At 37.3% G+C, this 11738-nt stretch carries 13 protein-coding genes; 4 read left to right on the forward strand and 9 right to left on the reverse strand.

Going from position 1 to position 11738, the window contains the following annotated elements:
* Window positions 1-7 precede the first annotated feature (7 nt).
* Entirely contained in the window at window positions 8-538 is a 531-nt protein-coding gene (locus QL995_RS14055) for a hypothetical protein (RefSeq protein WP_290294426.1), read from the forward strand.
* Between the two features lie 105 nt (window positions 539-643).
* Here QL995_RS14055 and QL995_RS14060 read toward each other — a convergent pair whose 3' ends face one another.
* The 3 genes from QL995_RS14060 to QL995_RS14070 all read right to left on the reverse strand — a co-directional run bounded on the left by QL995_RS14060 (window position 644) and on the right by QL995_RS14070 (window position 4036).
* Entirely contained in the window at window positions 644-2461 is a 1818-nt protein-coding gene (locus QL995_RS14060; RefSeq protein ID WP_290294427.1) for a serine/threonine protein kinase, read from the reverse strand.
* 198 nt (window positions 2462-2659) lie between these two features.
* Entirely contained in the window at window positions 2660-3109 is a 450-nt protein-coding gene (locus QL995_RS14065) for a hypothetical protein (protein ID WP_290294428.1), read from the reverse strand.
* Window positions 3110-3376: 267 nt separating this feature from the next.
* Window positions 3377-4036 (reverse strand): NAD(P)H-dependent oxidoreductase, encoded by a 660-nt coding sequence (locus QL995_RS14070; protein WP_290294429.1) that lies wholly within the window; start codon window positions 4034-4036, stop codon window positions 3377-3379.
* A 255-nt stretch (window positions 4037-4291) separates the two neighbouring features.
* On the opposite strand from QL995_RS14070, the gene QL995_RS14075 reads away from it, so the two are divergent.
* Complete coding sequence (locus QL995_RS14075; RefSeq protein ID WP_290294430.1) at window positions 4292-5320, forward strand: YHYH protein; 1029 nt, start codon at window positions 4292-4294, stop codon at window positions 5318-5320.
* Between the two features lie 7 nt (window positions 5321-5327).
* Entirely contained in the window at window positions 5328-5633 is a 306-nt protein-coding gene (locus tag QL995_RS14080) for a hypothetical protein (RefSeq protein ID WP_197188775.1), read from the forward strand.
* A 287-nt stretch (window positions 5634-5920) separates the two neighbouring features.
* Here the strand turns inward: QL995_RS14080 and QL995_RS14085 are convergent, their stop codons facing one another.
* From QL995_RS14085 to QL995_RS14105, 5 genes are all read right to left on the reverse strand, one after another.
* Entirely contained in the window at window positions 5921-6718 is a 798-nt protein-coding gene (locus QL995_RS14085) for a hypothetical protein (RefSeq protein ID WP_290294431.1), read from the reverse strand.
* 385 nt (window positions 6719-7103) lie between these two features.
* Window positions 7104-7340: a hypothetical protein gene (locus QL995_RS14090; protein WP_290294432.1), complete on the reverse strand. Its 237-nt coding sequence runs from the start codon at window positions 7338-7340 to the stop codon at window positions 7104-7106.
* 72 nt (window positions 7341-7412) lie between these two features.
* Window positions 7413-8426, reverse strand: coding sequence for a DUF5924 family protein (locus tag QL995_RS14095; protein WP_290294433.1), 1014 nt, complete (start codon window positions 8424-8426; stop codon window positions 7413-7415).
* A 135-nt stretch (window positions 8427-8561) separates the two neighbouring features.
* On the reverse strand, window positions 8562-9311 hold the full coding sequence (locus tag QL995_RS14100; protein ID WP_290294434.1) for an ATP-binding protein: 750 nt from the start codon (window positions 9309-9311) through the stop codon (window positions 8562-8564).
* A 204-nt stretch (window positions 9312-9515) separates the two neighbouring features.
* Window positions 9516-10019: an Lrp/AsnC family transcriptional regulator gene (locus QL995_RS14105; protein WP_165726008.1), complete on the reverse strand. Its 504-nt coding sequence runs from the start codon at window positions 10017-10019 to the stop codon at window positions 9516-9518.
* Between the two features lie 140 nt (window positions 10020-10159).
* Here QL995_RS14105 and QL995_RS14110 point away from each other — a divergent pair, with 140 nt between their 5' ends.
* Entirely contained in the window at window positions 10160-10687 is a 528-nt protein-coding gene (locus tag QL995_RS14110) for a peptidylprolyl isomerase (RefSeq protein ID WP_165726006.1), read from the forward strand.
* Here QL995_RS14110 and QL995_RS14115 read toward each other — a convergent pair.
* Complete coding sequence (locus tag QL995_RS14115; protein ID WP_290294436.1) at window positions 10684-11601, reverse strand: MFS transporter; 918 nt, start codon at window positions 11599-11601, stop codon at window positions 10684-10686. The genes QL995_RS14110 and QL995_RS14115 overlap by 4 nt on opposite strands.
* Window positions 11602-11738: the final 137 nt, after the last annotated feature.

Genomic DNA, 11738 nt, shown 5'->3' on the forward strand with positions numbered 1-11738 from the left:
GTAAGTTATGCCTTATATGAAAAATTATCTGTTAAGTGTGACCACATTGGGCTTATTGAGCACATCAACATTAGCAAACGCGCATTTAATGGTTGCAGAGCACGGTACGCTGAATTTTGTTGATAATAACGTGTTTATTGTGCTTTCAATCCCTATGTCGGCTTTTAAGGGGGTTGATGAAAACAAGGATGGCAAAGTGTCAATAGTTGAGTTTAACGCTCATAAAAAGCTAATAACTAAGCGAGTTAAAAAGAACGTTTATTTAGCGGATCATCAGTATAAATTTACTATTGACGGACTTTTGCTAAACCCAGAAGCGTCGCATACACATAAAAGCGACAATATAGGCCAAGTAACCATTACAGGGCGCTACTCTTTGCCCAGTAAATTAACCAAAGTTAACTTTAACGTTAAGCTATTTAGTAACAATGAACACAAGCAGCATTATCAAATAACAGCGACTAATAAAACGCAAAAGCTAACTCATCAATTTGAGCTATCACCAACATCGCCCTTTAGTAAGGTGTTTAATAATTAGTAATACTTACCTAAATAATTAAGTAGCAAAGGGTACAAGTTAAACAAACTTGTACTCTTTTTTTATCTTTGTCTTTTCATTCAGCACTCTTAATTTAAGTACTTTCTATAAAGATACAAGCTTAGGATTTTTAGGAAAGTAATGCTCTTCTTGCTGCTCACATAAACTAAACTCACGGGTGTTTTTATATGGGAGTTTCATAAAGCCCGCAACACCAACGTCCGTAATATTTACCGCGTATTGCATTAGTTTATTAAGAAGGCGTTTAAACTCAACCTCTTTGGTCGAATCGAGTAATCGGTAGTAATGGTGAATTTTCATTCTGTCCGGAAGTGCTTCAAAAATAATACACCCTGTATGGTGAATTTGGTTAAGCTCAAATACGCACTTAATTACTTTTTTAGGGAGCTGTAGTTGTTCATCAGGGTCTTTTCCGTCTTCAAAGTAAGAATGAGGTCGGGTTATTTCGTTTGTTTTCATACTTACTATTTCATACTCAAGCTCTGGTAAGCTATCAAACTTAAATGCACCGGTGCCATCTCGCTCTAACTGAATAGTTTTACGGGCATCAAACAAACAACACTTAAATAACCCTTTTTGATTAATCGCTTGGGCAAGCATCACTGTGTTATTAATCGCATCACTAAACGCATCACCCAATGATTCGTCATGCATAATTAAAGACGATTCAACAAACATCGACTCATCCTTCCAATGAAAACTAAGCCCACCAACAACAGGGTACTTAGCTAATCGGCTTATTGATGCTAAAAATGCTTTTTCGTTATCGCCTGTATCAAACAAAAACTCTTTATAATAACGGTCAAGTTGCGCGTCGTTTATATCTAGTAATTGCTGGTTATGATCGGCTTGGCGTAAAAACTGTTTTCGTGAACTATATACAACCGTGTCGGGTTGCTCTGCCTTGCCATACCAAAAAGGAATATCTGCTTTTTTTTGTTTTTTATCAAGCTCAGGTAAATACGCTTTAGCCATAGTTGTAATGTTACGCATAAAGTAATCACCGGCACCATCACGTTGTGCCTTACTTTTAGAGAGCATGCCATCAATCACTTTAGCCAGTTCTTTTGGGAGCCCTAAGCTGCTTGCAGGGATGGCTTGCGCACCAAAGCGACACGACTGCGCCGACGCTAGCGCATACAACGTAGCGGCTACACCTTGTTCGTCAAATCGTGGGGATGACTGCTCCCCCGACATTTGTGCTTCACCAATAAAGTACACATCGCCCATACGCGCATTAGTTGTACTTAAATCGCCCGACATTAAATCCATAAAGTTACTCGCAACAGGGTTACCATCGCTATCGAGCTGTGCATACACAGAGCTTCCCCAATCCACTAACGACAGCGCATCAGTGTTTGCATCCCATACAAGGTTTGAAGGCTTTATATCGCCATGCACTATAGGTTGTGGGCTAACGCCATTTTTATGGCTACGTAAATCAACCAACACATTACGTAACCTAACAGCTAGCGTCATTATTTGCGCGGCACTAAAGCGACCTGTTTTAAGCGATACTTTTTCAAGGTCCTCTCCAATGGCGCGCGCCATCATTAAAATCCCTTGTTTTTTAATTCGCTCAAAAGCATAAAAGGTAGGCACTAAGGGGTTATTAATTTGCGAAAGCATATACGCTTCGTCTTCTAAGCGGTCGCGTACACTTTGGGCAAGCGTAATACGCGAAAACTTAAATACCCAAGGTAAGCCGTTATCGTCATCACCTGCAAACACAAAACCAAAAGCACCTGAGCCAATCATTTCAACGTTTTTGTAGCCCAGCAGTGTTAACTGCTTAATACAAATATTAAGCCACTGGCGGTGTTTTTTAGCATCGCGGTGCGAAAGTAAATAAACAGATTGCTCTTCGTTGATATAAAAGTTGCGGATTTCTTTGGCTTTCAATACGGGTACTCAAATTTATAAAACTAACTAATTATTAGTTTTATGTAATGAGATTACAATAGGTTAAATAAGAGTTTTGAAATCGTTGAATAAAACAGCGCTAAAGTAGCGCCAGAACAGTAAATTTAAGTGTAAACGTTAAAGCTCAAAGTAAGCTTTTACAATGCACTGTATATAAATACAGTGCATTGCTTTTTGCTAACTTTCGATAACACGAAGCTGCTTAATTGATGACACAGCTATGTGCGTTTGATAATAATATTTATTAGTGACTCTACCACGGCTCATAAAATCGATAGTTACTCGTTTAGCTTCGCCTGTTACTTCTATTGTTTTATCAATAAAAAAGGTGTCTGCTGGTTGCCCGTATTTACTTTGAAGCTCTGCTACCACATTAGGCTGTATTGATATCGTAATTGAACGCCTGTCGCGATAGTCAGTTTCTGTATTTAAATACAACCAACTCCCCTGAGCTCCCGCCGCTTTAATATGAAACTGGTAAGTGCCAGCAACACCCTTAGGTGCACTTTGCTCAGTTAAAGCGATAAGGTTCATATTTGCAGCCGTACTTTGGCTCATTTCAATTTTATGGGGAACAGAACTACATGCACTAAGCGTTAGCACACTTAGTAAGGCTAGATATTTCAAGACACAATTTCCTTGTTTCTTACACCAATTCGCATAATTCAGTGTTCTATTTTGAGACAAGAAAATCGTGTCGATAACAAAGTAAAAATTTCGTTATTGAGTTGTTCTATATCAAAAATTTTTAATGCCGTTAGCGATTTAATCCCTAAAATTGATTAACTATTATTGCGAATTGGTATTATGCATTATTAAAAATATGTAGCGTTAATGATACCACTATATGCAGCCATGTTTCTATAATCAATCCAAACAATTAGTTAGCGAGTATTAAGGCGCATTGCGCTGAGAAGGATCTGTTTTAAAGCTTTTTAGCAAACTTTGTGGGTCAACCACCTCGGTATGCTCTTTAGCAGCTTGCGCCCACCATATTAGTTGGCCGAACGTGCGTGAGAAATAATTAAACCACGATGATTGACTCTCTCCTGCAACAGGTTTGCCATCCTCACTAAACACATCTTGCGCTTTTGGCACGTGGATCATCGCCGATACTGGCAAACAGCCAAGTTCAGATAAAAACGTGCGCATACTAATGGCCGCTCTTACACCACCCCACTGTCCTGCTGAGTAAGTAACTATTGCACTTGGCTTATACGAAAATAGTGAGCTACCAAAATGATTAAGTAAGTCAGCGAGGGCTGGACTCATGCTGTGATTGTACTCAGGGCTAATCATTATATAACCATCTGCGGCTTTAATTTTATCAGCTAAAAGAGTGAGCTCTATAGGTGTATTACTTTTAGCGTATGCAAAGTGTGGTTTAAATACGTTTTCGCTAGGAAAATCCAACGCATCAATTAGCTCAAACTCATGATCGCCAAAATGCTCTGTTAAGCATTCTACACAAGCACTAGAAACCCTTAAACCTAAGCGGGCAGGCTTTGGTGGTGTACTATCGCGTACTGTGCCTAAAAATACTAAAAACTTCATATGTAATTCTCAACTGTATTTGAACGATAGCTAAACACTAACATTTTTAGTTATTGTGTATTACACATACGCATTGTTTATTGATTCAAAGCATAATAATAATTAAATTTAAAACTGAAATTTAGCAACAACCGCGCCGTTAAACATACTTTATCGTGTGTTAAATTCACTCGTTTTCCATACTTTTTACACCTTTGGCCAGTAATATGCCACAGTATAAGTACGCCAAAACCTATACCGAAAAGGATACAAGTAATGGGCTTAAAAAATTATAGCGCATATGCAATCATTGTTACCGCAACAGCTTTAACTCTAAGTGGTTGCAACGACTCATCTACTAACAAAAATACCGAGCAAGTCAGTAGCCCACTTAGTGAGCCGCAAAAAGCGAATCAATCAATAAAGCTATCTATGTTCAAACAAGAGGCTTTTATTACAGAGCCTAAAATTGTTGATTGTGAAACCCAGCAAGGTACTAAAACAACCTGTTATGAGTTTACTACATCAGGTGCACCCGCAGGCAGAGAGCCTGGCCCATTTTGCCCTCGCAGCACAACAGACGGAGCTGATGTATCAGGTACTTGGTTTGATAAACAAGGTAAAGGAGAGCTAGTCGACTTAACTGGCGACTTTATTCTTAAGCTAGATGAATACTACGGCGATGAAAAATGGGTATTGTATGACGCAAAAACAAATAAAGTTCGTTATACAGCAACAAAAGAATCTTGCTCAGGTGCTGCACGCCCAGATGTAGAAGAACAATACAAACAAAATTGTATTGAATGCGAGCTATCCTATTTAGAAGATAACTTTTCGCTTACGTATTTAATTCCGACTACACCAATAGTGAGTAAAAAATCCAGCCGATTACACACCGTGGGCTTAGCGCTTGATGGTACTGAACTTTCAGGCCCTGCACCTATAAATGCTATTTTAGGCAGTTATACAATTGCAGCATTTGACGACTGCGGTGGGCATATTAACCTGCACCAAGGTTATCACTATCATTCAACAACAGGATGTACCAATTCAGCTCCAAGTACTGACGGACACGCCCCTTTAATAGGTTATGCCGTTGACGGTTACGGTATTTACGCAATGAAAGATGCACAAGGCAATGAAGAGTCACTCGACGAATGCCGTGGTATAACAGATGAAACCAGAGGCTATCATTATCATGCTGCCAGCCCGAGCGAAAATTTGTTTATTGGCTGCCTTCATGGTGAGTCAGTAAGAGCAGCAGGTGGCCCGCCACCGGGTAATAAACCACCACCAAAGCATTGAGAAAGTTATGACTATTAAATATAAGTCACTGTTTGTTTTACTTGCTCCTTCATTATTACTTTTAAGTGGTTATGCGGCAGCACATTCTCAGCCTCTTAATCAAATAGCAGTGAAAGCATGCTTTGAAAAGCAAAAGTCACAATCGTGTCAGTATCAGGGTGGGCATAACGACTTATATATAGGAAGCTGCCAATATATGGCTGATGACTTAATGTGTGTTCGTAATCAACCCATTCAAAAAGTTGATAACAAAGAAAGTAAAACGAATAACAGCAATGACAGCCACGAACATCAAAATAAGCAGCATAAGTAGTTTTAAGAGTTAAGAGTTGTGGGTTTTGTATTATACCAATTCGCTTAATTAAGTGATCTATTTTGAGGGTAGAAAAACGTGTTGATAGCTAGGCAAAAAATTCGCTATTTGGTTGTTCTCGGCAATTGCTCCTGCATTGCTCTACCTTCTGCATCCATGCAGCCGTAAATGAAAGTTTTTTAACACAGGTAGCGACACGTTTAGCCCCGCAAAATGATTAAGTATTATTGCAAATTGGTATTAGGTGCAGTAAATTTACTGCACCTAATTAATTTAAACCGTTACGATTAGTATTGATAACTTAGCCCTACACCACCCCAAAATATATTTCGAAGTGTCTCGTCACCTGCAAAGCGTTTTTCATCTTTATTAACGGCAATGCTATAGCTTGTATACGTGTATAAGGCTAACTGATTAAAAAGCTGATACGACAAGTTTGCAGTAAACTTTACGTTGTTAATTCCGTTGTGCCCATCACTAACATACCCCGCGTTAAACCCCACGCCCGATTGAATATCCAATAATAGTAAATCGTTAATATAAAAATCTTTTTTTACTGCCAGCTCCAAAAATGTACCGCTGGCATCAAATGAATGATAAACACTACTTAATAACTGAATATCGTCTGCATAAAAATACGCAAAGTCGAGGCTTAGCTCATTATCGTGAGCATCAATGCCTTCTTCACGAGCTTTAATATAGTTATAACCTACATACATCTCTATCCGCTCAGATAAGTGAGCGGTATAAATAGCATTTAAATTAAGCTCTGAATAATCACTACTAATACCTTTTGCCGCCCAAGGGATCACCGCAAAGTTTTTATAATTAAACTCAGTAGCAATTGATGCAATACCATTACCAGCAAGGTTATCTCGACCTTCGGTAACATATCGGCTTTCCCATAATGGGTGAATATGTAAATCAAACTCTTTATTTTTATAATTTACGTCAGTATGGGTATGCTTAATATTTCCGCCTACGCCCACTTCAAGCTCTTGATAGTGCTCTTGTGCTTGTGCGTAAGCTGTATTTGCTCCCGCTAGAGTCGTAATAACAAATACATATTTTAAATAGTGAGTCATTTATTAAGTCCAAAACCATCATAAATGGTAAAAAGTGGCGCATAGTATTGTTATAAAACGTGTTAGCGAAATAAATGGATGCATATATATTGTTTTATTTATTAGATTTTGAAGTATTTACTAAGTATTACCCATAAACTACAAGTTGCAATTAGCTCGGATTTCAACCAACAAACCAAAGCTATATACGCACCGAGCAATGCTCTAGCAGGTACTTAATTTAATAGTTCAGATGATAGTTATAGTACTAACGGTGAGGTGTTCCCTATTGCAAAAACAGGAAAAGTATAAGTAGGAAGTGTAAAAAAGTGCGGTAAAGGGGAAAACTATAAGCAGCAATAATTCATTAAGCTGCTTAAATTATTAACCTAATTTGTTAGCCAGTTTAGTGACTTAAATAAGCCATAAGGACAATCAGTGCAACATAAAAACCAAAACCGAGTAAGAAGGTTAAGTCGACTCTTCTAGCTTTACTCGCTTTATAAGATGCAAAGTCTTTAAACTCGCTTTTATACAGCCCCAACGTTACCACTTTTAATAGCAGCCAACCGGTCGAGTAAAATAAAAAACTCAAACCAGTTTCAACAATTAGCCAAATAAAAATCTCAAAAGCAATACTCATTAACTATGTCCATTAGTTTGGAATGCAAAAACTATATCAGCTATGTGTTTAAAATACAGCCGACTAAGTTAATTAAGGTGTAACAGTAAATTTCGTTAAACCTATTAACTGACCTGATTCGGTGACTACTTTTACTTGCCACTTACCAACAGAGTCTTTAGGAAAGTTTACTTTGTGTGTCCACGCTCTATAACCTAGCTCTCTCCCGCCGTTTATATTTAACGTGATCCGATCAACTTCTTTTTTATTATGAAGCCACACATGAAATATTTTTTCATTTAAGCCTCTTGGTGCTTTAACAGCAGTCCAACTATATAAACCTTGATGGTGCAGTGTATAAGAGTCTAACTGTTTAATACTCCCTACTGGCTTTTTATGCTGTAAATCAACTTCATGAGCTAACGTAATATCGGTTAATCGCAGCGCAGCAGGAGGCACATAGCTCCTTAATTGCCACACAGCAGTGCTCAAAGCACATAAAATCAATACAAGAATAGGAAAACGCCACCAGCGTGCATTAGGCATTAAATTGTTTAAACTCGGTAGAGTGACCACTACAGCAGTTATAAGAGCTGCGGCTAAACTTTGGCTCGTTGTAAGGTTTAACAAAATAGGTAAAGTAACAAGCAAAACAACGAATAAAGCAAAGTTATGAAACACACTAAATAACGTACGGTTTCTAGCAAGTTTTTTGTAATAAAAGGGGTCTATAACCGATATAACCGCACACAAAACAATGAGGGAAGTAAAAATTGCTTGAGGATGATCCCACTGTGTAACCGCTAAAAAAAACGGCAAAGCAAAAAATAAGCTTTCTTGTTGCACCATTTGCAGAGCAAAACGCATTACATTAGGAGATACAGCCACACCAAACTTTTCTTCTACTTTGTCACGTAACCAATTATCAATAATTAGCCACAACCAACTAATAAGCAAAAATATCGCAATAACTTGCGAAAAAGACTCTTTTCTATCTACAAGTGCAAAGCTAGCAACGCCCGACAAAAATGCCAACACAGCCAACAATCCAGGTCGCTTTTGCATCGCGCTTATAAATTTAGCGATTATATTTTTACAGTAATCCATGTATGAGTGTTTCCGTACGGGTACGTACTTTATTATTTTTATTCAGAGTATGATTAGTTTAACCAAGTTTAAATGAACAACAGATAGATGGATGGATTCAAACGCGTCATTTACCAGTAAATCAAACTAACCATTTTAATTAAATAAAAGCTCGGCATAGCGCGTCATTGGTACGTTTATTAATTTTTGTAACACGTGAGCTTTAGCAAGTAATTCATCTTCAGTAAGTGCAGGCATTTTATTGTTAAAAGCGAACACAATTTTATTACCGCCTTCAATAATAAAACTAAGAATCTTTCCTGCAAATTCTTTCTCAAGAAGTTGATCGAACGCTTCCCTCTGCCCAACTTTGGTATGGCAAATATTAAGTACTAAAACACCATCAAAAGTGAGCGCATTTTTACAATCGCGTAAGTAAGATGATTGCACCTGATCTGATTCCATCCCTTCTGAGCTGTATAAATCAGAAAAAATAACGTCCGTTTTTATCTGCGTATTTTTCATGTAGTTTGCCGCATCATCAATATGAATAAACAAACGTTCTGACACAGGAACTTCAAAATATTTTATAGCCATATCAGCAACGGCTTTACGGTATTCAACGGTATGTATAGTCAGTGCAGGAAACGCATGATAAAGACTTTTTGCTATAGAGCCCGCCCCAAGTCCCATTATCATCGCGGTTTTTAAGTGCGGAATAAAAAAAAGCGCAGCCATCATAGCTTGCGTATAAGCTAAGCTTAACCCGTTAATATTATTTAATTTAATACAGCTTTGATAAATTTTTCCGTCAAAGCTGAGAATAAGATTTTTTTTTGTTTGATATACATAAACAGGGCCATGCTCATCAATAGTTGATGCAATACAAGTGCCTTTGATATCCACGAATACTCAATAGGTGAGGTGATGAAAAACGAGTATAACTTAGTTAACGTACTACCATCGCTATTAATATGATTTATAGCGCTTTTATTAATAGATAAGCAGCTATGCATTTATAAATATAATAGAAAATCGGTTTATCTTTTCTGCGCTAGATTTGCACAAGCAGATTTAATAATCCACTTAGAGCCTATCTAAGTTAGTTTGTTATTCGTCTTGCACTTTCCACTCTAATGATTCAAGTGGATAACCTCCAAACCATTTTGCCGTTTCTAACACAAAGTGACTTGTTATTTTTTCTACCCCTAAAGTGTCTTTCATAATTTCATTACACACACTATTAAAGTCTTCAATACTTGATGCCATCATAAAGGCTATATAATCTATACTGCCATTAACCTTCATACAATCAACCACTTCACTATATTTTTTAATGCCTTTTTCAAAAACACCACAATGCTCGTAAGTATTACTTTTTAATGTAAAGTGGGCATATGCTTTTACGTTTACACATAACTTATCGACATTAGCGACCATTGCATAGCCAATAATATATCCACTATCCTCTAATGCTTTCACTCTTTGTAAACAAGCACTTGGCGATAACCCTATAATTGTAGATAATTCATTATTACTAATACGCGCGTTATTTTGTAGTTCGGTTAAAATACGACGATTTAGTCTGTCTAATTTAATGCTTTTTCTAACCATGTTAGTTCCCGTGTAAGTAGTTTATCTACCCTAAAATAAAAAGATTATGGGGTTTTAGCTTTAAATACTAAATTATATTCGGCAGACATACATCATAATAAAACATTAATCTTTCTAAAAAATTAATGTTAGTAGGAATTATGAATAAAACTCCCCATGTTTTAATAGAGACTTCGCTGGGTAATATCACACTTGAGTTATTTTTAGATAAAGCCCCAATTACCGTTAAAAACTTCCTTAAGTATGTTGATAATAACTTATTCGACGGCAGTAGTATTTTTAGAATCGTAACAGATGAAAATGCAGGCCAAGCTGAAGATGCAAATGCAAAAATAAATGTAATTCAAGCAGGTCTCCCTCCTGAACATCCTAAGTTACTTGCCGGTATTGTGCATGAATCAACAAGAGAAACAGGTATAAAGCACCTAGATGGCACTATATCAATGGCAAGGTTTGAACCAGGAACCGCCGATGGTAGTTTCTTTATTTGTATTAACGATCAGCCAGAACTTAATTATGGCGGTAAACGCTATAACGATGGTTTAGGTTTTGCTGCTTTTGGGCAAATAACGCAAGGTAGAGAGATACTTGAGAAAATTTATCAAAAAGCAGAAAAGCAAGAGTACCTAAATAACCAAATTTCTATCGATTCTATAAAACGATATTAAATTACTGTATTTACTTTAAATCGAGCTAACGGCAATATTGAAACAAAACATAAACCTAGTAAAACTGTTCCCATCGTTATCACTTCAGTATAGCCGTTACCCTTTACAAGGGTAGAGGCACAAATAGGCCCAATAATATAACCAAAACCCACGACGGTTTGAGCTGAACTTATATACTTTCCTGAGCGATCAACATCAGAAATAACAGCAAATAAACGTGCGCCAGCAATACTCCAAAAAAAACTAAATACACATAACGCAATCAGGTATCGAGTTCCTGTTAAACCATCCCCTAAACCCCATAAAGGTAAAGCCATAAGTAATAACGAAATGAATAACAGCCCTATATTTTTACCATGGTGCCCTATGTAGGCAAAAAACAGCGCACCGAATAAACCCGCTATCATTGCGGTTGCTAAAGCCTGAGAAACAAATGATAAAGTTAAACCACCACTGGTACCCATTAGCGACATATAAGTCCACACACCACCAATACTGATGTAAAAAAACAATAAACTTAATAATCCTAAATTAAGTAATTTACTTGGCTGTTTTAGTACAAGATCCTCAGCGTCTATAGACAACTTATAGTCATCACTTTTACTTGGTAACAGCTTAACAACTCCCAATGGCAGTGCGTAAAAGAATGCCATGGCGATAAAAACACCAAGTAATGAAAACTGCTCATATACTATAGGAACAAGTACCAAACCAATTGCCTGCACCATAACAATCGCAGCAGTATAAAACCCAAACCAACGATTAGGATTTTTAGTCATACCTATAGCACTTATACCAACCGCAACTATCATCCCCTCACCTAGACCCGTTAAGCTGCGGACTATACACAATAATATGAAATCATTAACTAAAGCCGACAGCAAGTTCCCTAATACTGTAATAATTACGCCTATGACTAAAACCGTAAGCGTCTAGCGAACCACACCTAGCATCGATGTTCTGATTATCTAAAAATACCTGCTCAATGATAAATTCGGAGCAGGTGATGAAAACTTACAGAACAAGCGCACAGTGGCAGCAGCTTTTGCTG

This window comes from Pseudoalteromonas sp. APC 3358, assembly GCF_030408075.1.
GTDB lineage: Bacteria > Pseudomonadota > Gammaproteobacteria > Enterobacterales > Alteromonadaceae > Pseudoalteromonas > Pseudoalteromonas arctica.

What these genes read in the sequence shown, in the direction of transcription:
- QL995_RS14080 (WP_197188775.1), top strand. Translation starts at nt 5,328, where the DNA reads ATGACTATTAAATATAAGTCACTGTTTGTTTTACTTGCTCCTTCATTA.
- QL995_RS14105 (WP_165726008.1), bottom strand. Translation starts at nt 10,019, where the DNA reads ATGGTTAGAAAAAGCATTAAATTAGACAGACTAAATCGTCGTATTTTA.
- QL995_RS14090 (WP_290294432.1), bottom strand. Translation starts at nt 7,340, where the DNA reads ATGAGTATTGCTTTTGAGATTTTTATTTGGCTAATTGTTGAAACTGGT.
- QL995_RS14070 (WP_290294429.1), bottom strand. Translation starts at nt 4,036, where the DNA reads ATGAAGTTTTTAGTATTTTTAGGCACAGTACGCGATAGTACACCACCA.
- QL995_RS14110 (WP_165726006.1), top strand. Translation starts at nt 10,160, where the DNA reads ATGAATAAAACTCCCCATGTTTTAATAGAGACTTCGCTGGGTAATATC.
- QL995_RS14075 (WP_290294430.1), top strand. Translation starts at nt 4,292, where the DNA reads ATGGGCTTAAAAAATTATAGCGCATATGCAATCATTGTTACCGCAACA.
- QL995_RS14085 (WP_290294431.1), bottom strand. Translation starts at nt 6,718, where the DNA reads ATGACTCACTATTTAAAATATGTATTTGTTATTACGACTCTAGCGGGA.
- QL995_RS14055 (WP_290294426.1), top strand. Translation starts at nt 8, where the DNA reads ATGCCTTATATGAAAAATTATCTGTTAAGTGTGACCACATTGGGCTTA.
- QL995_RS14095 (WP_290294433.1), bottom strand. Translation starts at nt 8,426, where the DNA reads ATGGATTACTGTAAAAATATAATCGCTAAATTTATAAGCGCGATGCAA.